Here is a 22,755-nt window from a genome sequence, read left to right as displayed (position 1 = left end):
ACAGGGCTCGATCAGGCGTTTTGCGCCTGTAGAAAAATCGAGAACAGCTCCGACTGGGATTTGATCCCCAGCTTGCTGTACATGTGTTTCTTATGGACTTTCACGGTTTCAACAGAGATTTCCAGCTTACGAGCGATTTCCTTGCTGGAGCAACCACTGAGCATCAAACGGCCCACATCCAGCTCCCGCGCGGTGAGTTGCGCGCCCCAGCCATCGTTGTGGATCGGCTGCTCCGGAGCGCTCACCTGGTTGAGTTCATGGGGCAGGCGCTGGCGCAGCAAGCCCAGTACCCACGGTTGAATCAGCGACAGCAGGGCAATCTGCTGTGGGTCAAAGCGCTGTTTGGAGCCCAGGGAAAGGCACAGGGTTCGCCCGTCCGGTTGCTGGCAATTGAACTGGATTTCATCGGCCACCACGTTCAGCCGGAAGTAGCGCTGGTAATACTCGGTCAGCTCGAAATGCTCCGGGGCCACTTCGGCCAGGCGAAACAGCCCGGTGCGCGAGTGTTCGCGGCTGGCGATGTAGAAGGGGTCGAGCAGGTATAAACCGTTGAGGTAATCCTGGAACAGATGGTCGGGTTCGCCGTCCTGGCCGGGGCATTCGGCGAACACCAGGGGTTTGTGCTCGCTGCTGAACAGCAACACCACCCAACTGTCGAACGGCACATATTGGTCCAGCAACCGGACAAGCTGCGTCCAGAAATTCGGCTGGTCCAGGGCGTCTATCATCTGCCCCACCGAACGGTGCCAGGCGATGTCTTCCAGCGACAATGTCATGCATCTACCCCCATAGGGTTAACCCGGCTGCGTGATTTCCCGAGTGTTCGCGGCTGCGCATACTGCGCCACAGATAAAGAACAAGGAATAACCATGAAGGTCGAATTTGCCCAGCTGGCAGGCCGCGATAACGGCACAGCTTACAACCTTGAGCGCGCGTTGGCGGCAATTGCTGCGTGTGCGGCGGATACCCAATTGGTCGTATTCCCGGAAACCCACCTGATGGGCTTCCCGACCGCCGGCACCGTGGCCGAGGTGGCCGAGCCGGTGGACGGCCCGACCGTGCAGGCGATTATCCAGGCCGCCCGTGCGCGCAATATCGCCGTGGTGATCGGCATGGCCGAGAGCGACGCGGGCCAATTCTATAACACCACCTTGATGATCACCCCGGACGGCATCGCCCTGCGCTATCGCAAGACCCACCTGTGGGCCTCGGACCGCGGCGTCTTCACCCCGGGTGACCGCTACGCCACCTGCGTGTGGAACGGCGTGCGAGTTGGCCTGTTGATCTGTTACGACATCGAATTCCCGGAAACCGCCCGGGCCCTGGCGCAGTTGGGCGCTGAAGTGTTGATCGTCACCAACGGCAACATGGACCCGTACGGCCCCACTCACCGCACCGCGATCATGGCCCGCGCCCAGGAAAACCAGGCGTTCGCGCTGATGGTCAACCGGGTGGAAGAGGGCGACGACGGCCTGATGTTCGCCGGTGGCAGTGCGCTGGTCGACCCGTTCGGCAGCTTGCTGTTTGAAGCCGGGCGCGAGGAAGGGCAGTTCAGCGTTGAACTGGACCTGGGACAACTGGCGGCGGCGCGACAGGACTATCGCTACCTGGATGACCAGCGCTTGAAATTGCCGGGGGAGGTGATTGAGCGCGAGGACGGGACGCGGGAATTGTTGATCCCCAAACCCTGACACGGGTCTCGTGGCAAGGATGCTGTTGTGGCGAGGGGGCTTGTCCCCCGTTGGAGTGCGAAGCGCTCCCGCTTTTTCTGGGGCCGCTTCGCAGCCCAACGGGGGACAAGCCCCCTCGCCACAGAAGCTGCATTTCACCAAAAAGCTGCTTCAACCATAAAAAATATTGCGTTCGCTGCACCGACTTCAGTTCTGCCATAAATCTAATAATTGCGCGGAGAATCGCTCATGGCTCGTTTGCAACGCACCCTGTCGTTAGGGTCGGTGGTGCTGTTTGGCATCGCCTATATGACACCGATCATTGTCCTGGGCACCTTCGGTATCCTGGCGCAATCCACCGCCGGCATGGTCCCGGCCGCTTACCTGGCCGCCCTGGTGGCGATGTTCTTCACCGCCATGAGCTACGGCCGCATGGCCTCGGCGTTCCCGGTGGCCGGGTCCGCCTACAGCTATGTGCGCAAGGCCATCAGCCCCAAGCTCGGGTTTATCGCCGGTTGGGCGGTGTTGCTCGACTACCTGTTCCTGCCCATGGCCATCTGGCTGATCGGCGCGGCCTACCTGCATTCGGCTTTCCCGGCCGTGCCGCAATGGGTCTGGGTACTGGCGTTTATCGGGGTCACCAGTGTGATCAACATCATCGGCCTGAAACTCGCCAACGGCATCAACGCCTTGCTGATGCTGGTGCAGTTCCTGGTGCTGGTCGCCTTCGTCGCGCTGTGCATCCACTACATCGGCGGTGATGCGAGCAAGCCGCTGTGGACCATCACCCCGTTCTTCAACGGCCAGATGCAAATGCCGTTGATCATGAGCGGTGCGGCGATCGCCTGCTATTCGTTCCTGGGCTTTGACGCGGTCAGCACCCTGACCGAAGAAACCCGCGACCCGCGCCGCACGATTCCCCGGGCGATCATGCTGATCACCCTGATCGGCGGGCTGATCTTCGTCGGTGTGTCGTACTTCGTGCAGATCGCCCACCCATCGTTCGAGTTCACCGACGTGGATTCTGCCGCCTACGAGATTGCCCGCAACATTGGCGGCGACCTGTTTGTGTCGATCTTCCTGATCGGCCTGATCGTCGGCCAGTTCGCCTCGGGGCTGTCGGCGCAGGCCAGTGGTTCGCGGTTGCTGTTTGCGATGGGGCGCGACGGGGTGTTGCCCAAGTCGTTCTTCGGTACCTTGCACGCGCGCTTCGGTACGCCGGTCAACAGCATCCTGCTGTGCGCGGTGGTTGCGTTACTGGCGTTGAGACTGGACGTCACCACCTCCACCTCGTTCATCAACTTCGGTGCGTTCCTGGCTTTCAGCCTGGTGAACCTGTCGGTGATCTTCCACTACTGGATCGGTGCCAAGCAGCGCGGTTTGCGGGAGTTGGTGCTGTTCCTGGTGTTCCCGACCATCGGCCTGGTGGCGGATTTGTGGTTGATGGTCAGCCTCGATCACCTGGCGATTTACCTGGGCCTGAGCTGGTTGGCGATTGGCCTGGTGTACCTGGGTTTCCTGACGCGGGGCTTCTCCCGGCAGCCCCCGGAAATGGACTTTCAGGAAGCCGCATAGAAGCTTGGGGTCTATTCTTATTGCAATCGGTTCTCGTTCGGGTGCATCATTTGTGTTACTGTATAACACTTGATGTTCACCCAGACGCCCCGGAGGCCTTATGAAACCTGGTATCCACCCCGACTACCGCACAGTGTTGTTCCATGACACCGCCGCCGACGTTTTCTTCCTGATCGGTTCCACCGTGGAAACCGACCGTACGCAACAACACAGCGACGGCAACACCTATCCCTACGTGCTCCTGGACGTGTCCAGTGCCTCGCACCCGGTGTACACCGGCCAACAGCGCAAGACCCAGTCCGAAGGCCGCATCGCCGGCTTCAACAAGCGATTTGCATCGTTTGGTTCGGCCGGTAAAACCGCCGAGGCGTGATGCACCGCGCGTTACCTCAGGGCCGCTTCATTCAATGAAGTGGCCCTTTTTTATGCCCATCTGACGAAGTGATGTCTCAAGGCCATCACCGCAAAGAAAAACCGACTAAACTGCTGGGTAATGGCCAGGAGGCTGTTACCTTGACCGTAGGACACGCACATCGACGCTATACGAGGTGCCCCATGGGAGAGTCAGTGACCTTCGCAAATCCCGACCGCCCGGTGGTGCTGTTGATTGACGCACACCCGGACGTGCTGGACCGCCTGACGCAGTTGCTGCGCCTGGAACCCTTTGAATTATGCAGCGCCACCGACGCCGCTCACGCGCTGGCGATTCTGGCGCAGCAACCCGTCGACCTGGTGATGAGTGCCGCGCGCCTGCCGGACATGGACGGCGCCACCCTGCTTGCGCAGATCCACCATGATTACCCGCACACCGTGCGCATCCTGCTGACCGGTGAAACCGACCTGACGCTGATCATCAAGGCCATCAACGAAGGGCAGATCTACCGCTACCTGAGCAAACCCTGGAAAGACGAAGAACTGCTGCTGGCGTTGCGGCAATCCCTGGCCCATCAACACTCCGAGCGTGAGCGCCTGCGCCTGGAGCAATTGACCCGCCAGCAGAACGACGAACTCAAGCAACTCAACGCCAGCCTGGAAAAACGCGTGGCCTCACGCACCAGCGAGCTGCAGCAAACCGCTGACATGCTCGACCTGGCCTACGAAGAACTCAAACACAGCTACGCCACCGGCACCGAAGTGTTCTCGCTGCTGGCCAACCTGCGCTTGCCCCGAGCCAAGCAAACCAACCGGCAGATCATCGAGCTGGTGCGCACCTGGTGCCACGGCCGCGGCCTGGATGAGGCCAGCAATCGCGACCTGACCATGGCCGCCGCGCTCTACAACATCGGCAAGTTGAGTTGGAGCGACAACATGATGGTCTCTCCCAGCGACCTGCTGCACAGCACCTACCGTGAGCGGTACCGGGCGTATCCGGCCCAGAGCGAATCGTTGCTGATGACCCTGGAACCGATGAAAGACGCGGCACGCTTGATCCGCCATCACCAGGAACGCTGGGACGGCAGCGGCTTTCCCGACCACCTCAAGGGCGAAGCAATACCTGTAGGTTCGCGCCTGTTGAAACTGGCGGTGGACTTCATCGAACTGCAACGCGGCTTGATCCTCGAACGGCAGATGAACAGCGACGAAGCGCTGCTCTACATCCGCAAATACGCCGGGCGCCTTTACGACCCGGACATGGTCGAGGACTTCATCCAGGCCTGCGCCGCGTTCCTCAGTGACGTGACCCTGGGCGACCCGTCGGTGAAGGTCCTGACCACCCGCGAACTGGCCGAAGGCATGGTGCTGGCGCGCAACCTCAACGCCGACAACGGCATGCTGCTGCTCAACGCCGGCAAGGTGTTGAACCTGCCGCTGGTGGACAAGCTGATTGCGTTCGAGGCCATGGAAGGGGCGAAGTACAGCGTGTTCATCAAGGAGCCGGATGAGGCACTGCTTTCGGGGTGAGACCGGTTCATGGGATCCTTGCGCCTTTGTATTCAAGGCGACCTTTTCATGACCTCCACCATTCGCATCGCCGCCGCCCTGCTGATCGGCAGCGACGGCCAGACCCTGCTGGTACGCAAGCGCGGCACCCAGGCCTTCATGCAGCCGGGCGGCAAGATCGATGCCGGCGAGCAACCCGCAGAGGCTTTGGCCCGTGAGCTGCACGAAGAACTGGGCCTGCGAGTTGATCCGGCGGCGGCTGTGTACCTTGGGCAGTTCTCGGCGCCGGCGGCGAATGAGCCGGGGTTTGTGGTGCAGGCCGATTTGTTCCAGGTGCACATCGACGTGGCGGTGATGCCGGCTGCCGAGATTGAAGAGGTGTGCTGGATCGACCCGGCGGGCGACGGTGGTTTGCAGCTTGCGCCGCTGACCCGGGATTTGATTCTGCCGTTCTACCGCGCCTCTCTGATCCCTGCCTGATCTTGTGGCGAGGGAGCTTGCTCCCGCTGGGGGGCGAAGCGGCCCCAGGATTTTTGGGTCTGCTGCGCAGCCCGGCGGGAGCAAGCTCCCTCGCCACAGGTATCCGCTACAGGTCAGCGAACGGCGCTGACGCCGTCCAGGGTCGAAAACGAGGTGTCCTTGGCCGTCAGCAGAAAATCACGCATGTACGGCGCGTCCAGCATGTCGGCGCGAATCCCGGCGTACAGCGTGGCAAACAAACCTTTCTCCCCCAGCCGCTTGGCCTTCACATACCCCCGGGAGCTGTATTCATGCAGCGCCCAATGGGGCATGCCGCACACGCCGCGACCGCTGGCCACCAACTGCATCATCATCACCGTCAGTTCCGAGGTGCGCACCTGGGCCGGTTCTACATCCGCCGGTTCCAGGAAGCGGGTGAAGATGTCCAGGCGATCCCGCTCCACCGGGTAGGTGATCAGGGTTTCGCTGATCAGGTCTTCGGGCACGATGTACGGCTTGTTCGCCAGCGGGTGCTGGTTGGCCACGGCGAGCATGGCTTCGTAGGTGAACAGCGGTACATAGGTGATGCCCGGCAGCTCCAGCGGATCCGAGGTCACCACCAGGTCCAGGTCGCCACGGGCCAGGGCCGGCAGCGGCGCGAAGGCGAAGCCGGAGGCCAGGTCCAGCTCGACTTCCGGCCAGGCATCGCGGAACTGGTCGATGGTCGGCATCAACCACTGGAAGCAACTGTGGCACTCGATGGCCATGTGCAAACGCCCAGCCGTGCCGCCGGCCAGGCGCGCGATGTCGCGTTCGGCACCGCGCAGCAAGGGCAGGGTGGCGTCCGCCAGTTGCAGCAGGCGCAGGCCGGCGCTGGTGAAGCGCAGCGGCTTGGTCTTGCGCACGAATAACTGCATGCCCATGCGCTCTTCCAGTTCCTTGAACTGGTGGGAGAGTGCTGATTGCGTCAGGTGCAGGCGCTCAGCGGCCTCCACCAGGCTGTCGGCTTCGCGCAAGGCGTGCAGGGTCTTGAGATGGCGGATTTCGAGCACGGGGTCTCCATGAATATAACTTGTGACAAATTCGGATCGGTTGAGTTTGTCTCATGTTGATAGGCCTGTCGACCGTCGTGCTCAAGTCCCGCCGCCTCACACCCCGGCAAAGTGCCGGGTGGCCAGCGCTCGCCCGATATTGCCGCGCCAGATAGGGTCCACCGCGGCCCCGGCTTGCGCCTGGGCGACTTGCCATTGCAGGCCCAGGTTGCGCTGCTCGGGAATCTTCAAGTGGGCCTTGATGAACTCGTCGAACTGCGCCCCGGCCTTGTCGTAATGAAAGTGCGCGTACCACAGGGTGGCGGGCGGCGTTTGTGTCAGGTCCTGAACCACGTATTCCTGAAGATAATCCGCCCGTCCTTTCTTGCCTTCATTGAGGTTGCGGGCCGGTTCGCCCTTGCGAATCTCCACCACCCGTTGTTCGCGAAGGTAGTCCAGATAGCCTTCGGTGGGGGTTTTGCTGGCGAGGGTCTGGCGGATTCGCAGGTTGCGGCCCTTGATGGTCAGCTCCATGGCCTTGGCCCGCAGTTGGCGCACGAGGTCCTCGGTAGGGTCCAGGCGTTCCAGGCGATTGGCCCGCAGGTTCAACTCGGCCGCCTCACTGACCAGCAGGTGCTCCAGGTCCACCGGCAGCATTTTTTGCTCGGTGTAGGCGGTGGCGCGGCTTTCGTACAGCGCGACGTTGTCCAGGCGAGCCCTGGCTTCGCTCACCACGAACGGCTTGACGTTGGACTCCGGCGGCGCGGGTTCCGAGGCGGCAATGTCCTTGAGCCGGGACTTGCCGCCGGGGCCCTTCACCCAGGTCTCGACGCGCCCGCTGGCGCTCTCAACCTGGTAAGTGGTGGCTTGGGTTTGTGGGTCGATGCTCTCGGTGCCCACCAGGGAAATATTGTCCTCGGTGTCGAATACCCGCCGCACGGGTTGCCCGGCCGGTGGGCGGCTTGCCGGCGACTCCTTGATGGCCCGGCGGGCGAGTTCGATCATCTGGTCAATGTCGACGAAAAACGCACTGAGTTGCGCCTGGTCGAAATGCTGCGGGTAACCGAGGTTCCAGGTGCGGATGGTCAGCCGGAATTGTTCATAGGCCTGTATGCAGTCTTCCAGCACCTTGCGCCGCTGTGTGATGTTGGCAGTGGCGTTAGGCAATTCAAAATGCGAAGCCTGGGCCCGGTTGACCTTGGCATAGCTGTCACGGGCCTGGGCTCTCAGGTACCACCAGGACAGTTCGGTCACTTCGGGGTATACCTCAAGGGTGTCGAAGCGGTGCGCCAGCCTCAGGTGCATGCGGTAGTTGTCATTAAGCACGTGTCGGAACCGTGCCAGCATCGGGCTTAGCCGGGCACGGTGGGCGGTGTCAGTCACCTGTTCGAACCAGCGATTGAATTGGGGAAAGTCGGCATCGATTATGTCCAGGTCGCGCAGAATCTCGACACTGATCCTTTTACGGTGCCGCAGAATGTCCAGCACGGCAGGAACAAGCGCCGGTGTGCCGAAAATCTCGGGGTTGATGGCGGTCATGTTATGGGTTCCAAGCTCCAGGATCCGTGCCTCGATCTGCTTGAAGTGATAGCGCGCCCGGTTCAGGGTGGTCAGGGTCAGGCGCGCCGCATTGCGGCTCATGTCCTCTCTGATCGCGCGCTGGCGGTTGCCGCTGGTAAAGGGCACGAACTCCGTCAGTTCCTGATACTGGCGGCTGTACAGTTCGATGTCCTGCTCGAAGGATCTGCGGATCGCCGGGCCTGCGCTGTCGGTGCGGGCCATCAGTTCTTCGGTTCGGTTAATGGAGAGCGCAATCAGGTCTTCGCGGCTGTTGATACTGTTGGCCAGCGCCTGTTGGCGGCGCAGGGCGCGGTCGGTCCACCAGCGTGGCAAGTAATCACGGATCGACTGGGGCCAGATCGGATCAAGCACTTCGGCCATATGCCCGAGCACGCTGCCGCCACCCGCCAGGCCGCCCTTGAATGCGCTGCCGTAGACGCCGTAGTGAGTGTCCCATTCGCCGTTTTCATCCAGGGCAATCGGCTGCTTGTAGGTTTTGCTGCGGGTCGGGCTCAGGCGCCAGTCCAGGGGATCGCCGGCCAGCTCAACCTGATAGATGCGCCCGCGCCGCATGATGAAGTCGCCTTCGGTATGCCGGTACACATTGCGATAAAAACCGTGGGTCTGCGGTTGCAGCCCGGCCAGCGAGATCACTCCTTCATATTCATAACCGGCGAAACGCTGTGCCGCCCGCCGAGCCTGGGTGACCGAGGGCAGGTGCAGGCTGGCGGCGCTGCTGGCCAGATGGCGCAATTGACGCTGGCGCGTGGCGGCGCGGGCGTTGACCGGCAGGACGAGGCTGCCCGGCAGAATGTCCATGGCGCAGTCGATCAGCGACAACAGCACCGCCTCGACCTCGGCCAGGCCATGGCCGACGTTCCCGCGCAGGAACGCAGCAGTGGCCAGGTTGGCACTGGACCAGGCGTCATACAACGCGACGACCGAACCCACGAAAGGCACCAGCCCCAGGGCGATTTTCAGGTAGTTGAAGATCAGCCCGGCGCGCAGCGCATTCTGCTCCAGCAACAAGGCCGCGTTGGAGCGCGAGGTCGCGCGGTGCGCTTCTATGACGCGGCCCATATGGGCGTTCAGCAAATGGGCGGCCAGCGAGGTGGTGGCCGGCCACGGGGTTCCGACGGCAAAGACCGGATCAAAATTCCGTTGCTGGGCCTGGGCGATCCGGGCGAGGTGGGCGGCGGTGTCGCCCTTGATGGCCAGGCCGGCCAGGTAGGCGCTCATGCCGCTGGCCAGGCTGAGGTCGTAGAGCGCCTTGCAGGCCAGTTCCAGGCTCGCGTAGCGCCGCAGGTCCTGGTTGTCCGGGCTGTTTGGCAGGTACAGCAGGGTTGTGCCGGAGATTTGTTCCTGGATGAAGGTGACCCCTGACAGGGTGGTCGGACCGAAGTCGGTATCTTCACCGCCCGCACTCAGGGTGGCCGGCAGCAGCACGATTTTCTTGTCTTCCACCTGCCAGGCATCCGCGTTGTCGGCGTCGATGGCGATGTTCAGCAGCCGCAGATCGTTGTCGTCGAATCGCCCCAGGGCCCGCGCGCGTTTGCCTTGCAGTATGAGCATCAGGCGCAGGGGCTCGGTCAGGCATTCGCGACGGTGCTGCGTGGTGAAAGGCGCCGCCGCGGGATCACCGAGGAAGGTGCGGGTGATCAAGCTTTCGTAGGCCCCGGCGAGGTCCAGCTCCTTGACCAGGGTCTTCAGGTATTCCAGGGACAGGCCGGTGGTCAGCCGGGTGGTTTCAGGGGCATTGGGGCCGGAGACATCGAGCTTCATGTAGGTCAGGCGCTGGGCCAGCGTCGGGTCGATGTTTTGCTGGGCCAGTTGCAACAATGACAGGGTGCTGCGGCGGGTACTGGGCACCGTCACATACTTGAACGGTGTACCCGGGCCCGCGTATTCGGACAGGTATTCGCGCTCCTGGCTGACCGTGTCGGGCAGGTCCAGTTGCACCGACCAGGTGTGTTCAAGCTGGAAGTCTTCGCGCAGGCGTTGGTCCAGGCGGCGCTGGCCGAAGTCGTCGAAGGGTTCCAGCTCGCGCTCGAGCAGTTGCTGCGAGCGATGCAGGGCGCTGAGCTGCGCGTGTATCAGGTGCTTGAGCGCCAGGCGTTCATCTGCCGGCAACTGGCTCAACTCCCCAGGCAGTGCCCCGGCCAGGGTGCTGCTGCGTTGTTGCTCGAGCAGTTGTCCATACGCCAGTTCCCGCGCCGGGCACACCGGGGTTTGCAGGGTAAACAGGGTTTGCTCTTTGAGTCTGTCCAGGCCTTCGGTTCGCTCCTGGCCGAACGGAGGCACCGGGAAGAGGGAGATCAGCGCATACGCCTGTTGTTCGCTGGCGTACAGCTGCTGTTGCAACGAGTATTCAATCGGGTCGCCGGTCAGCAGCGACAATTGCAGGGTGACGTCCTGCGCTTCGCTCGACAGCTTGAACAGCGAGTGTTCCAGGGCTTGGCGGGATTCGAAACGCTGCAGGCCCCCTGCATTGCCGGGCCAGTACAGCAACAGGCTGTGGGGCACCGAAGAGGTCAGCGCGCTGGTCTGGGTGATGAGCAACAGGCCTGTCAGCTCCTCGGAACCTTCCCTTGGGTCACGGCTGGAGAGGATCAGGCGGGTCACCGCGACAGCCGGGCGGCGTTCCGGGGCCGCGGGGTGTTCCGTGACGGCCAGGAGCAGGCCGTGTTCTTCATCGCTGATCTGCTGGAGCGCATGCTGGATGGCGCCCTCGGCGCGCAGGGCGGCGAGCCGCGCCCGGTAGAGCGCGTCATAGTCCGGATTGGGTTTTTGCCGCAGCTCAAGTTGATCGAAGGCGGCTTTTTTTGCCAGCAGGCCGCTGGCGGCATCATTGCCGGCCTGCTCTGCGTCTTTCAGCGCCTGCATCAAACCCTTCAACTGCGCCAGCCGGGCGGTTTGCTCAGGGCCATCGCCCAGGAAGCGCTCCAGTGCGCTGCGTTGCAGCCTGATCGCGGCCCAGCGTTGGCCCAGGGCAATGTCGGCGCTGAGGTGGCCGAAGGGCAGGGCAGGAGGCAGGTCGTCAGCGTCCGGGCCGGGCGTATCTGCCGGTTGATGCGGTGCGATAAGCATCGGGATTTCCCGGCGCTGGCTGTCCAGGCGGTCGGCATCATCCAGGGCATGGCTGGCGTAACGGGCCAGGTCACTGCCATTGCGATGACGGTTGCGCAGGCTTTCCAGCTGAGCCGCGTGCAGGTGCGACAGCAGGTCCAGAATGCCGTGCTCCAGGGGTTCGGTGCGCGAGCTGTATTCGACGGTGACAGCGTCAGCCGCGACGTCCGGCGGGATCAGTTGCTGATGCGCTGCGACCAGCCACTGCTCCATGTCGCGGCGTTGGCTGAAGACCATCACGCCGGGTTGCCGGCAGGGCAGGTACAGGGTTTGTGTCAACAGCGGCTCCTGGCCCACGGAGATGACCCAGGCGCCAGCCAATTTGACCTTGCTCTGGTCGGGCAGCAGCAACGCCAGCTGGCAGGTCTCGACGGGGCGTACGCCATTGGGGGTGGTGACCGGGTTGAGCACTGTCTGCAACGAGATCAGTTGTTGGGCACCCAGCCTTCCCTGGGCATAGGCCGATTGCCCGCAGGCCTCGAAATGCTGGCAGTACAGTTGTGCCGCCCGCTCGCGACGGGACAACGGCGTACCCGGCGCCCGGGTACTCCAATAGTTTTCCCAGCGGGCGCTGAGCAGTTTCCCCAGGCCCAGTGCCTGGAGCCGCTTGAGCAATTGCACGGGCGTGAGGGCTGACAGGCGGTGGGACGCCAGGCCGACCACGGTGCTGCGGGCATCCAGGGTGGGGGAGATGTCTGGAAACTGGCAGATAAATCCCCAGGCATCCACCAGGCTGACGAAGTGCTCGTCGTGATCTTCGGTCTTGAGAAAACCCAGGCCGACCGGTGCGGCGCCCAGTTGCCAATGCTCTGTGAGCAGTTGTTCGATGGAGTCGCGCACGCCGGGTGCCTGGGCAATCAGTTGATGCAGTTCCTGTTGGCTTTCGCGCCAGCGCGCTGAGGCTTGCAGGGACAGGCTCTGGTCCTGGAGGCGGGCCTGGCCTGGAAGCGACGGTGAGGCGAAGTCGCTCAGGGTGGCAGACGGGGGAAGTAGGGTGAGGTCACTCATGATGGTGTGTTCATGCTCTGGTGAGACCGGGCTTGCCGGTGAATGCACCATTAAAAAGGCGGGGCCAGGGCGTGAGGTGATAGATAGATACGCGGATGACCGTTGGGCGCCCTTCATCAAACTGTCACTGAACTGTGGCAGCGCGCTTGTACAAAGTTCATCAGACTCGCGCTCTACTGGGGTTCTGCGTTTCGGTGTTTTTCATGCGCGTGTTGTTTTTCATGGCCGCTCTGTTATTCGGCCTGCCGTCCTTTGCGGCTTCTCGATGTGATGTGAATGTCCCGACTGAACGGGTTGATCTGGAACAGGTGAGCCTGGCCTACCAGAGCATTGGTCGTGCCTCCGACCCGGCCTTGCTGCTGGTGATGGGCCTGGGCGGGCAGTTGATCCACTGGCCGGACGAAGTGGTGGTGGCCCTGTGTGAGCAGGGCTTTCGGGTGATTCGTTATGACAACCGTGATGTCGGGCTGTCCACCTGGCGCCAGGCACCGGCCAGCGCCAACCTGACCTTTGAAGTGCTGCGCTACAAGCTCGGTCTGCCGGTGGCGGCGCCCTACACCCTGACCGACATGGCGGATGACGCACTGGGCTTGATGGACGGCTTGCACATTCAGCAGTTCCACGTGCTGGGCGCGAGCATGGGCGGCATGATCGCCCAGCACCTGGCGGCCATGGCGCCGCAACGGGTGGAAAGCCTCACGCTGATCATGACCAGCTCCGGCGCCGAAGGCCTGCCGGCACCGAGTGCGGCGCTGGTGCAACTGTTGTCGCGCCGCAGCGCGCCCAATCGTGAAGTGGCCCTGGAACAACAGGCCGACCTGCTGGCGGCGCTGGGCAGTCCTTATGTGAAGGATGATCGCAAGGTGCTGTTGCAGCAGGCGGCGCAGTCGTACGACCGGGCGTTCAACCCTGACGGTGTGAAGCGCCAGATCATGGCGATCCTTGCCGAACCGAGCCGGGTGCCGTTGCTCAATCAACTGCGGGTGCCAACGCTGGTGGTGCATGGCACGGCCGATCCGTTGTTGCCGGTGATGCATGGGGTGCACCTGGCGGCGCATATCCAGGGCAGCCAGTTGCGGCTGATTCCGGGGCTGGCCCATCGTTTCCAGGAGGCGTTCAAGGCGCCGTTGCTGGCGGCGGTCTTGCCCTATTTGCAAGCGCATCGTCAGGATGCGGCGCATTGGGCGCAAATCGACCCGGTGGCGCCTGCGAAGGTTTTGTAGGGGCTTGACGGGGTGTATCGTGGGACCTTTCCGGCGTGTAATGCCAGCGAGGTTGCCTAGTCATGAGTACTCCCCTGAAAATCGATTTCGTCAGCGACGTGTCGTGTCCCTGGTGCATCATTGGCCTGCGTGGCTTGACCGAGGCCCTGGACCAACTGGGTCCGGAGGTGCAGGCCGAGATTCATTTCCAGCCGTTTGAGCTGAACCCCAACATGGCTGCCGAAGGGCAGAACATTACCGAGCACATCACTGAAAAGTACGGTTCCACGGCTGAGCAGTCCCAGGCTAACCGGGCGCGGATTCGTGATATGGGTGCGGAGTTGGGTTTTGCGTTTCGTACGGACGGGCAGAGTCGTATCTACAACACGTTTGATGCCCATCGTCTGTTGCATTGGGCGGGGCTTGAGGGGTTGCAGTACAACCTCAAGGAAGCATTGTTCAAGGCGTATTTCACTGACCAGCAGGATCCGTCTGATCACGGGACGTTGGCGGGGATTGCCGAGGGTGTTGGGCTGGACCGTGCGCGGGCAGAGGAAATTCTGGCTTCGGACGAATATGCCGCCGAGGTGCGGGAGCAGGAGCAGTTGTGGGTGTCTCGCGGGGTGACTTCTGTGCCTACCATCGTGTTCAACGACAAGTATGCGGTGAGTGGTGGGCAGCCGGCTGAGGCGTTTGTCGGGGCGATTCGGCAGATTATCAGTGAGGCCAAGGGCTGAATGGGGCTGTCAGATAAAAATCAAAAGCAGCCGACCTGAGTGTTAGAAGCAAAAGCAGAGCCGCTTTATGTGGGAGCGGGCTTGCTCGCGAAGAACCAGAGGGCGCCGCGTTGAATCAGGAGGCCCAAGTCATCGTTAACGACCTTCGCGAGCAAGCCCGCTCCCACATTTGGAGCGTGCCCGCCTTTGATTTTGCTGTTGCTTCAATCAAACTTATAGCTGATGGCAGTCTGCACCTGCCCCTGATTCACATCCCCGGTCTCCTTGACGATGCTGCTATTGGCCGCTGACCCCACCAGGTGTATCCAACTGGCACTGGTCAACAGCGACCACTTCGCATCCAAAGGAAACTCAAAACTCTGCGTCAACGTCAGGTTCTGAAACCCGGCACTGGCGTTATACGGCCGAAACCCGGAGGCCGCAGCCTCATTGGCATCCACCCCGAAAAACGTCTGCGCCTGGCGGGCATCGGCAAAGTGCGCCATCAGGCCGGTGCTGCCGATAATGCCGCTCCCCAACGGATAACCCAACTCGCCGCCGAGCTTGCCCACCACGCCGCTTTGATCACGCGCCCCGCCCACGGCCTGACCCACCTGCGCATACACCCGCCAGAACTCAGCCGGAGCGTATTGGATGAAGCCGCCGATCTCGGCCATATCCGAAACATCACGCAAGCCCCGCAGCGACCCATTGGCCGTCCGCCCCGGCAAGTAGTTGATGTAAGGCCCGGCAGTAAAGCCATGGGTATTCAGGGCACTCCAGGTCAGCCCATCGTCGGTACCCAGGCTGACACTCCCCCAATCCAGGTCGAAATACGGGATCGGCCGCGTTTCGTAGCGGCTGCCCGTCGGATCGTGGGGCTGATAGCTGACGCCTGCGCCGGCTTCACCGGTAATTCCGTCCGCCAGCGCAGCGCCGCAAACGCCCCACAGCCCCAGCAAGCCGGTGAATACAGCAAAAGTAACCCTGAACATGGAGCCATTTCCTTTTGTGAACATGCGCGCATGAACGCGCAAACGCCCTGCCTTAGGCAAGCACTCATCTAGGTTGTAGCGAGCTACAAAAATTGTAGCAAGTTCCGACACAACCACACGCCGATACCCGCCAAACCCTTTGAAAACAGGGGTTGGTGGCACTTGGCACACTCCATGCTCTATCCCCTGCAAGCGCAACAGCGCGTTCCTACTTCATAGGTAAATGCAGATGATCCACTGGCATATCGTGTGTGACTTCGACGGGACTATCACTCCTACCGACGTCATCGACAACGTCCTCCAACGCTTCGCCGGCCCCGAGTGGGAAACCATCGAGCAGGAATGGCTGGATGGGCACATCGGTTCGCGCGAATGCCTGAGCCGTCAACTGGCGCTGATCAAGGCGACCCCGGCCGAGTTGCTGGCGTATTTCGACAGCGTCGAGATCGATCCGGACTTCCCGGACTTCGTCGACCACGTCATGGGCCTGGGCGCTTCCATTGAAGTGGTCAGCGATGGCATCGAACAAGGCATCGCGCGGATTCTGTCGCGCAACTACGTGACCTTGCTGCCGATCCTCGCCAACCGCCTGCGCCAGGTCGACCAGAACAGCTGGCGCATCGACTTCCCGTATGCCAGCGACGCCTGCCGTGCCGCCTCCGGCAACTGCAAGTGCAAGTCCACGCCGCGCAACAAGCGCGTGCTGGTGATCGGCGACGGCAAGTCCGACATGTGCGTGGCCTCCACCGCCGACTTCGTCTTCGCCAAGGCCAGCCTGGCCGACTACTGCGAAACCAACAACATCCCTTACGCGCGGTTCGACACCTTCGCCGAACTGCCGGCATTGCTGGCCAAGCTGCCTCAGGGCATCGCCGCCAACGCCACCTCCTTCAGCACCTCTTCCGACAATCAGGAACTCTTCCACCATGTCTGATATCCGCATCGCTACCGCAGAAGACCAGGTTCTTCTGGATAAAGAAGCCAAGTACTGCTCCTACGGCGACACCGTTCACTACATCGACCCGCCGCGCATTTTCAGCCGCTGCGAAGGCTCCTACGTGTGGGACACCGAAGACCAGGCTTACCTCGACCTGCAAATGTGGTACTCGGCCGTTAACTTCGGTTACGCCAACCCACGCCTGAACAACGCGCTGAAGCAGCAGATCGACACCCTCCCGCAAATCGCCAGCCAGTACCTGCACAAAGGCAAGATCGAGCTGTCGGAAATGATCGCAGTCGACGCCAAGAAAAAATTCGGCCTCGACGGTCGTGTGCACTTCAACGTGGGCGGTTCGCAGTCCATCGAAGACTCCCTGAAGGTGGTGCGTAACGCCACCAACGGCAAGAGCCTGATGTTCGCCTTCGAAGGCGGCTACCACGGCCGTACCCTCGGCGCTTCGTCGATCACTTCGAGCTACCGCTACCGTCGCCGCTACGGCCACTTCGGCGAGCGCGCCAACTTCATCCCGTTCCCGTACCACTTCCGCGGCCCTAAAGGCATGACCAAGGAAGAATACGGCAGCCACTGCGTGCAGCAGTTCGCCCGTCTGTTCGAAACCGAATACAACGGTGTGTGGGACCCGAAAGTCGGCCAGAGCGAATACGCCGCCTTCTACGTCGAGCCGATCCAGGGCACCGGCGGCTACGTGATCCCGCCGATGAACTTCTACAGCGAGCTCAAGCAGGTCCTCGACCAGCACGGCATCCTGATGGTCGTCGACGAAATCCAGATGGGCTTCTGGCGTACCGGCAAGCTGTGGTCGATCGAACACTTCGACGTCAAGCCGGACGTGATCGTCTTCGGCAAGGCGCTGACCAACGGCCTGAACCCGCTGGGCGGCATCTGGGCCAAGGAAGAGTTGATCAACCCTAAGATCTTCCCGCCAGGCTCCACTCACTCCACCTTCGCGTCCAACCCGTTGGGCACCGCGGTAGGCCTGGAAATGTTCAAGATGACCAGCGAAGTCGATTACGGCGCAATGGTCATGGCCAAGGGCAAATACTTCCTGGCCGGCCTGCAAGAGCTGCAAAAGCGCTTCCCGATCATCGGCGACGTCGATGGCCTGGGCCTGGCCCTGCGCTGCGAAATCTGCGGCCCGGACGGCTTCACTCCGGACAAGGCGACCCTGGACTACATGGTCGAGGAAGGCATGAAGGGCGACATGGTGGTTGACGGTCAGAAACTCGGCCTGATCCTCGACGTGGGCGGCTACTACAAGAACGTGATCACCCTGGCACCGTCCCTGGAAATCAGCTACCCGGAAATCGACCTGGGCCTGAAGCTGCTCGAGCAACTGCTTGTGCGAGCGACCAAACGGTGAGCAGCCACGAGATCGACCTCGGTGAAGGTGATGCCGGCTTCGTTCTCGGTAGCGGTCCGATTGGGATCCTGTTGATCCACGGCCTGACGGGCACCCCGACGGAACTCCGTCGGGTGGCCCAGGGGTTGGCCAAGGTCGGTAACTGCACGGTGTACGTGCCGACCCTGGCCGGCCACTGCGGGGACAACAGCGACCTGCAAGCCACCGGCTGGCAGGACTGGTACGAAGGCGTGCGCAAGACCTTCGTCGCGGTGAAACATCGTCACGAGCAGGTATTCGTCGGCGGCTTGTCGATGGGCGCGGTGATGTCGATGTACGTGGCGTCGCAGTTCCCCGGCCAGGTTGCCGGCTTGCTGATGTACTCCACGACGTTGAAGTACGACGGCTGGAGCATCAACAAGATGGCGTTCATCACGCCCTTGCTGATCCGTATTCCCTTCGGTGTGCGCCTGTTCCGCTTTACTGAAAAGCCGCCCTACGGCATCAAGAACGAGCGCCTGCGGGCGATCGTCGAGCGGCAGATGAAGGAAGGGGAGAGCAGCGAGGCGGGTCTCTTGACCATGGAGGGCGTCACGGTGCGCGAGTTGCACTGGATGAATGCCGTGGTGAAGAAGCTCATGCCATCGATCAAGACCCCGGCCCTGGTGCTGCATTCCATCGAGGATGACATCACCAGCCGTTGGAACGCCGATTACGTGGAGCGCCATCTCGGCGGCCCCGTGACCAAGATCCTGCTGGACAACTGCTACCACATGATCACCGTCGACCTGCAATACCGTCGGGTGATCGAGTTGAGTGCCGAGTTTGTCGGGCAGCACGCACACGCCACAGAGGCACCTGAAGATTATCGACAGCTGGCTTGAACCCTAAGGATTTGACGTGATCACCGCCCAAGCCTTTTCGACCATTCGGGCCATCGAACGCAGTGCCTGGAACGACTGTTTTCCCGATGCCCTGGAGGATTGGGACTATTACGTGGCCGTGGAAAACGCCGCTATTGATGACTTTCAGTGGCGCTACCTCGCGGTGTTTGACGATGCAAGGCTGGTGGCGGTCGCGCCGGCGTTCATCACGCGGTATCGCCTGGACACCACCGTGTCAGGCGTAGGCAAGCGCTTTACCGAGCGCCTGGAGCGACTGTGGCCGGGTGTTTTGAAGTTGGGCCTGTATGCCATCGGCTCGCCGGTGGCGGAGCAGTGCAATGCGGGCATCGCCAGCCACGTTGCCGAATCAGGGCGCGAGGCTCTGCTTGCGCAATTGCTCGCTGCCGCGCGCCAGGATGCCGATACGTTCGGCGTCGGGCTGGTGGCGGTCAAGGATGCACCGACCAGGGACGAAGGCTGGTCAAACAGCTGCCTTGGCGCGGGTTTCCAGAGCATGCCCAGCCTGCCAACGGCCTTGTTGCCGATCCCTTTTGGTTCAGTGGACGCCTACCTCGGTTCCCTGGACAAAGCCACCCGCAAGGACCTGCGTCGCAAACTGCGTGCGCCGGGGCCGCGTGTCGAGTGGCGACGCAACATCGACGACGTACTGCCGCGCATCATGGCGCTGTATGAGGCCACCCTGGAACGCTCCGACCTGCAGTTCGAGCGACTGCCGGCAGGCTATTTCACCGGTATCCTTGAACAGCTGCAGGAACGTGCGGTCTGTGTGCTTTATTGGGTGGACGAGCAACTGGTGGCGTTCAACCTGATCCTGCTGAACCGGGATCGCCTGATTGACAAGTTTTTCGGCGAAGACAGTGACTACAGTCGCGAATACAGCCTGGCGGTGCGCAGTTGGTTAACCAACATCGACTACTGTATTCGCAACGATATTGCGTTATATGAATGTGGTCAGGCCGGCTATGCCAGCAAGTTGCTGCTGGGCTGCGAGTTCCAGGGCAACAGCATGTTTTTCCGCCACCGTAACTGGCTGGTCAACCGTGCGCTGTTCGTTGCAAAAGTGTTTCTCCGACCGGATCGATCCGACCCTGCCATGGCTGCTGCGATAAGCGAAACCTGATGATCTACAAGACCCGCCAAAAAGCCCGCCCCTTTGCCATTTCGCGTTGGAGCGTCCAGCGCAAGCTGGTGTTGGCGTTCTGGCTGGTGACGGTGATCCCGACGATGATCGCCGCGGAGCTGGCCGCGACGACGTTGTCGCAGATCTTCGACAGCAACGTGCGCATCTGGCTGCAGGAGTCGACCAAGATCGTCAAGGACGAGATCGGCGACATCCTCCACGACAACGCCCGGGTCGCCCAACTGTTCCTGCGCTATACCAAGCCGCCGTCGTCGCGCCAGGCCGAGAAACACGACAAACTGACCGCTGATATTGCCGCCGCCACCGACATCGACGTGGTCGCGCTGATCCGCAGCAGTGACCACAAAATCGTGTTTACCACCGCCGCCGACGACATCGTCAAGCAAATCAACCTGGCCAGTAATGCGGTGTTGCAGACGGTCGAAGTGGGTGGCGTGACCACCGGGGTGGTGGTGTCCACCTTCGAGACCAGCGAGGACGGCGTCGATTATCAACTGCTGGTGGCCACTTATCTGGACAGCAGTTTCCTGACCAGCGTGGCCGATGTGCATTCCCTCGACCTGCGCTTGTACCTGGCCAATCCCAGCGGATTTTCGGAGATTTTCTCCACCCAGCGCTTCGTCGATCACCCCACGCGGATTCCTTCGAGTATCGAATCTGCGCTGCGCAGCACCAAGCAACCCAGCGAACAGTTCACCAACAACTACAGCGGTTTGTACTGGCCGATCTTCAACGATGCCGGCGAGCTGCAAGGGGTGATCTTCAGTGGCTTGCTGCGCCATACCAGCCTGGTGGGCCTGGTGAACCAGAGCAATCTGTTCGTGTTGATCTTCCTGCTCAGTTCGGCATTGTCCCTTGGTGCGGGCATGCTGGTGTCCCAGCGCCTGACCCGGCCATTGCGGGATCTGTCCGAAGGCGTCAGCGCGGTGATCTCGGGTAACTATCAGCACCGTGTGGCGGTCAGCGGCGGCGACGAGTTGGCGCAACTGAGCAGCACCTTCAACCACATGACCGAGCGCCTCGGTGAGTTGCATCACCTGGAAGCGCAACTGCGCCGCCGCGACCGCCTGCATGCACTGGGCGAAGTGGCCATGGGCCTGGCCCACGAAATTCGCAACCCGCTGGGCATTATCAAGACGGCCACCCAGTTGCTGCATCGCCGCGCCGATTTGCCGGAAACCGACAAGCGTCACCTCGAATACGTGATCAGCGAAGTCAGCCGGATCAACGACCTGATCACCGAATTCCTCGACTTCGCCAAACCCAGTGCACCGCTGCGCACTGTGCAGGCGGCACGCCCGGTGGTGGAGGAGATCCTCGGCTTCTGCGGGCCTGAGCTTGCGACCCATAACATCGACGCGCAAATTGATGATGCGGCTCCCGGCGCGACGATTTATGCCGATGCCAAGCAGCTCAAGCAGGCGTGCCTGAACCTGATTCTCAACGCCATCGACGCCATGCCCGGAGGCGGGCGCCTGACCCTGGGCATCCACAGCGTGGGCGGCAACACGGTGATCAGCATCGGCGATACCGGCGAGGGCATTGCGCCGGACATGATCGAGCGGATCTTCACACCATTCGTCACCACCAAGGCCTCGGGTACGGGCTTGGGGCTGGCCAAAGTGTTCTCGATCATGGAAAGTCATGACGGCAGCATCGAATGTGTCAGCGAGACAGATGCCGGCGCCACCTTCAGCCTGTACATTCCGGCCCAGGGTGCAGACGACGGCGATGATGAGGATGGTGATGACGCATAACGTATTGGTAGTTGACGACGAACCCAAGCTCTGTGACTTGCTTTCGTCGGCCTTGAGCCAGAGCGGGATCCAGGTGTTTACCGCCGGCAACGGCCTGCACGCGCTCAAGGTGCTGGAGCAGGAAGACATCGACCTGGTGATCAGCGACTGGCGCATGCCCGGCATGGACGGGCCGGCGCTGCTGGCGGAAATCAAGGTGCGCTACCCGCAACTGCCGGTGATCGTGATGACCGCCTACAGCACCGTGAAGAACGCGGTGCAGTCGATGCGCAACGGCGCCTACGACTACATCGCCAAGCCCTTCGATATCGACGAGCTGGACATCACGGTGGCGAAGGCCCTGCAGTTTCGCGACATCATGCGCGACAACGCGCGCATGCGTGCCGAGTTGGATGAACATGCGCAGTTCGACAGCCTGGTGGGCGACAGCCCGGCGTTCCGCCGCGTGCTGCACGCCGTGGACTCGGTGCGCGACAGCAACGCTACGGTGCTGCTGACGGGCGAAAGCGGCACCGGCAAGGAGATGGTCGCCCGCGCCATTCACAAGCACGGCAACCGCGCCGATAAGCCGTTTGTGGCGGTCAACTGCGCGGCAATCCCCGAAGGCTTGCTGGAAAGCGAGATGTTCGGCCACCGCAAGGGCGCCTTCACTGGCGCCGTGGCGGATCGGGTCGGGCGCTTCATGCAGGCCGACAAGGGCACGTTGTTTCTCGATGAGGTGGGTGACATGCCGTTGGCGTTGCAGGCGAAAATCCTGCGGGCCTTGCAGGAGCGGGTGATCGAGCCGGTGGGTGACCCGCGCGAGCGCAAGGTGGATGTGCGAGTGATCGCTGCCACCAACAAGAACTTGCTGGATGCGGTGGCGAACAAAGAGTTTCGTGAAGACCTTTACTACCGCTTGAACGTATTTCCGATTCCGCTGCCGGCCTTGCGTGAGCGGGTGGAAGATATCGCGCCGCTGGCCCGGCACTTTGCCCAGACCTTGAGTGCCACGGCGGGCAAACGCATCACCGGTTTCAGCCCCGAGGCGTTGCAGGCCATGGCGGCGTATTCCTGGCCGGGCAATATTCGTGAGCTGCAGAACTGTGTGGAGCGGGCGACCATTGTCGCGGCGACGCCGGTGATCGAGGATATTGATTTGCCGGCGTATTTGTTTGCTTCGACGCCTGCTGAGGATGGGATGGGCGCGATACTCAGCAACGGGCCGGGTGTGCCGCAGGATCTGGATGCGGCGCTGGCTGAGGTGGAGAAGGCTTACATCATGGCTGCGTTGCAGGAGAGCAACGGGGTGCAGGCTGCGGCGGCGCAGAGGATCGGGATTTCCGAGCGCAGTTTTTGGTATCGGTTGAAGAAGCTGGGGATTCAGGTGGACAAGATTGTTCGCTAGGGGGCGCTGAGCGTTTTTGGGGGGGGAGTACATATCCGTTAT

17 protein-coding genes are annotated in these 22,755 nt (G+C 61.9%); 13 read left to right on the top strand and 4 right to left on the bottom strand.

Annotation, left to right across the window (positions count from 1 at the left end; all coding sequences use genetic code 11):
• Positions 1-11: 11 nt before the first annotated feature.
• Positions 12-776 carry a LuxR C-terminal-related transcriptional regulator gene (locus tag HX821_RS17975; RefSeq protein WP_003216446.1) on the bottom strand — a complete coding sequence of 255 codons (765 nt, stop codon included), beginning with the start codon at positions 774-776 and terminating at the stop codon, positions 12-14.
• Between the two features lie 93 nt (positions 777-869).
• Between HX821_RS17975 and HX821_RS17970 the strand changes: the two genes are divergently transcribed.
• The 5 genes from HX821_RS17970 (at position 870) to HX821_RS17950 (ending at position 5,606) form a co-directional block, all read left to right on the top strand.
• Positions 870-1,691 carry a carbon-nitrogen hydrolase family protein gene (locus HX821_RS17970; protein WP_177036177.1) on the top strand — a complete coding sequence of 274 codons (822 nt, stop codon included), beginning with the start codon at positions 870-872 and terminating at the stop codon, positions 1,689-1,691.
• A 228-nt stretch (positions 1,692-1,919) separates the two neighbouring features.
• On the top strand, positions 1,920-3,245 hold the full coding sequence (locus tag HX821_RS17965) for an APC family permease (protein WP_003216451.1): 1,326 nt from the start codon (positions 1,920-1,922) through the stop codon (positions 3,243-3,245).
• Between the two features lie 100 nt (positions 3,246-3,345).
• Entirely contained in the window at positions 3,346-3,618 is a 273-nt protein-coding gene (locus tag HX821_RS17960) for a type B 50S ribosomal protein L31 (RefSeq protein ID WP_003216453.1), read from the top strand.
• Between the two features lie 182 nt (positions 3,619-3,800).
• Positions 3,801-5,147, top strand: coding sequence for an HD domain-containing phosphohydrolase (locus tag HX821_RS17955; RefSeq protein ID WP_023659212.1), 1,347 nt, complete (start codon positions 3,801-3,803; stop codon positions 5,145-5,147).
• Positions 5,148-5,195: 48 nt separating this feature from the next.
• Positions 5,196-5,606 (top strand): NUDIX domain-containing protein, encoded by a 411-nt coding sequence (locus HX821_RS17950; RefSeq protein ID WP_177036176.1) that lies wholly within the window; start codon positions 5,196-5,198, stop codon positions 5,604-5,606.
• Positions 5,607-5,719: 113 nt separating this feature from the next.
• Here HX821_RS17950 and metR read toward each other — a convergent pair whose 3' ends face one another.
• Together metR and HX821_RS17940 are read right to left on the bottom strand one after the other, a co-directional pair.
• Positions 5,720-6,637, bottom strand: coding sequence for a transcriptional regulator MetR (gene metR / locus HX821_RS17945; protein ID WP_003216460.1), 918 nt, complete (start codon positions 6,635-6,637; stop codon positions 5,720-5,722).
• Positions 6,638-6,733: 96 nt separating this feature from the next.
• Positions 6,734-12,310: a dermonecrotic toxin domain-containing protein gene (locus HX821_RS17940; RefSeq protein ID WP_177036175.1), complete on the bottom strand. Its 5,577-nt coding sequence runs from the start codon at positions 12,308-12,310 to the stop codon at positions 6,734-6,736.
• Between the two features lie 203 nt (positions 12,311-12,513).
• On the opposite strand from HX821_RS17940, the gene HX821_RS17935 reads away from it, so the two are divergent.
• A complete protein-coding gene (locus HX821_RS17935) occupies positions 12,514-13,533 on the top strand; it encodes an alpha/beta fold hydrolase (RefSeq protein ID WP_177020510.1) in 1,020 nt (339 codons plus the stop codon).
• A 62-nt stretch (positions 13,534-13,595) separates the two neighbouring features.
• On the top strand, positions 13,596-14,249 hold the full coding sequence (locus HX821_RS17930; RefSeq protein WP_177036174.1) for a DsbA family oxidoreductase: 654 nt from the start codon (positions 13,596-13,598) through the stop codon (positions 14,247-14,249).
• A 203-nt stretch (positions 14,250-14,452) separates the two neighbouring features.
• Here the strand turns inward: HX821_RS17930 and HX821_RS17925 are convergent, their stop codons facing one another.
• Positions 14,453-15,223, bottom strand: coding sequence for a MipA/OmpV family protein (locus HX821_RS17925; protein WP_102369842.1), 771 nt, complete (start codon positions 15,221-15,223; stop codon positions 14,453-14,455).
• Between the two features lie 229 nt (positions 15,224-15,452).
• On the opposite strand from HX821_RS17925, the gene HX821_RS17920 reads away from it, so the two are divergent.
• Genes HX821_RS17920 through HX821_RS17895 form a run of 6 tightly spaced genes read left to right on the top strand, consistent with a single transcriptional unit; the run spans position 15,453 to position 22,713 of the window.
• On the top strand, positions 15,453-16,157 hold the full coding sequence (locus tag HX821_RS17920; RefSeq protein ID WP_008435530.1) for an MtnX-like HAD-IB family phosphatase: 705 nt from the start codon (positions 15,453-15,455) through the stop codon (positions 16,155-16,157).
• Positions 16,150-17,544 (top strand): aspartate aminotransferase family protein, encoded by a 1,395-nt coding sequence (locus HX821_RS17915; RefSeq protein ID WP_003216473.1) that lies wholly within the window; start codon positions 16,150-16,152, stop codon positions 17,542-17,544. The genes HX821_RS17920 and HX821_RS17915 overlap by 8 nt, the downstream gene beginning before the upstream one ends.
• A complete protein-coding gene (locus tag HX821_RS17910; protein WP_177036173.1) occupies positions 17,541-18,407 on the top strand; it encodes an alpha/beta fold hydrolase in 867 nt (288 codons plus the stop codon). Before HX821_RS17915 ends, HX821_RS17910 begins: the two co-directional genes overlap by 4 nt.
• 16 nt (positions 18,408-18,423) lie before the next feature.
• Complete coding sequence (locus tag HX821_RS17905; RefSeq protein ID WP_003216477.1) at positions 18,424-19,548, top strand: GNAT family N-acetyltransferase; 1,125 nt, start codon at positions 18,424-18,426, stop codon at positions 19,546-19,548.
• Complete coding sequence (locus HX821_RS17900) at positions 19,548-21,326, top strand: HAMP domain-containing sensor histidine kinase (protein WP_177036172.1); 1,779 nt, start codon at positions 19,548-19,550, stop codon at positions 21,324-21,326. The genes HX821_RS17905 and HX821_RS17900 overlap by 1 nt, the downstream gene beginning before the upstream one ends.
• Positions 21,316-22,713: a sigma-54 dependent transcriptional regulator gene (locus HX821_RS17895; protein ID WP_177036171.1), complete on the top strand. Its 1,398-nt coding sequence runs from the start codon at positions 21,316-21,318 to the stop codon at positions 22,711-22,713. The genes HX821_RS17900 and HX821_RS17895 overlap by 11 nt, the downstream gene beginning before the upstream one ends.
• The last annotated feature ends 42 nt before the right edge of the window (positions 22,714-22,755 follow it).

The sequence above is a fragment of the Pseudomonas sp. B6001 genome (assembly GCF_013386015.1).
Lineage (GTDB): Bacteria > Pseudomonadota > Gammaproteobacteria > Pseudomonadales > Pseudomonadaceae > Aquipseudomonas.
The sequence above is the reverse complement of the archived record's forward strand: the minus strand, read 5'-3'. Positions and strand labels throughout refer to the sequence as shown.

Bases quoted from the DNA above. Each gene is read 5' to 3' on its own strand.
- HX821_RS17900 (WP_177036172.1), top strand. From the start codon at position 19,548: ATGATCTACAAGACCCGCCAAAAAGCCCGCCCCTTTGCCATTTCGCGT.
- HX821_RS17915 (WP_003216473.1), top strand. From the start codon at position 16,150: ATGTCTGATATCCGCATCGCTACCGCAGAAGACCAGGTTCTTCTGGAT.
- HX821_RS17955 (WP_023659212.1), top strand. From the start codon at position 3,801: ATGGGAGAGTCAGTGACCTTCGCAAATCCCGACCGCCCGGTGGTGCTG.
- HX821_RS17935 (WP_177020510.1), top strand. From the start codon at position 12,514: ATGCGCGTGTTGTTTTTCATGGCCGCTCTGTTATTCGGCCTGCCGTCC.
- HX821_RS17975 (WP_003216446.1), bottom strand. From the start codon at position 776: ATGACATTGTCGCTGGAAGACATCGCCTGGCACCGTTCGGTGGGGCAG.
- HX821_RS17940 (WP_177036175.1), bottom strand. From the start codon at position 12,310: ATGAGTGACCTCACCCTACTTCCCCCGTCTGCCACCCTGAGCGACTTC.
- HX821_RS17965 (WP_003216451.1), top strand. From the start codon at position 1,920: ATGGCTCGTTTGCAACGCACCCTGTCGTTAGGGTCGGTGGTGCTGTTT.
- HX821_RS17895 (WP_177036171.1), top strand. From the start codon at position 21,316: ATGACGCATAACGTATTGGTAGTTGACGACGAACCCAAGCTCTGTGAC.
- HX821_RS17925 (WP_102369842.1), bottom strand. From the start codon at position 15,223: ATGTTCAGGGTTACTTTTGCTGTATTCACCGGCTTGCTGGGGCTGTGG.
- HX821_RS17930 (WP_177036174.1), top strand. From the start codon at position 13,596: ATGAGTACTCCCCTGAAAATCGATTTCGTCAGCGACGTGTCGTGTCCC.
- HX821_RS17970 (WP_177036177.1), top strand. From the start codon at position 870: ATGAAGGTCGAATTTGCCCAGCTGGCAGGCCGCGATAACGGCACAGCT.
- HX821_RS17950 (WP_177036176.1), top strand. From the start codon at position 5,196: ATGACCTCCACCATTCGCATCGCCGCCGCCCTGCTGATCGGCAGCGAC.
- HX821_RS17920 (WP_008435530.1), top strand. From the start codon at position 15,453: ATGATCCACTGGCATATCGTGTGTGACTTCGACGGGACTATCACTCCT.
- HX821_RS17960 (WP_003216453.1), top strand. From the start codon at position 3,346: ATGAAACCTGGTATCCACCCCGACTACCGCACAGTGTTGTTCCATGAC.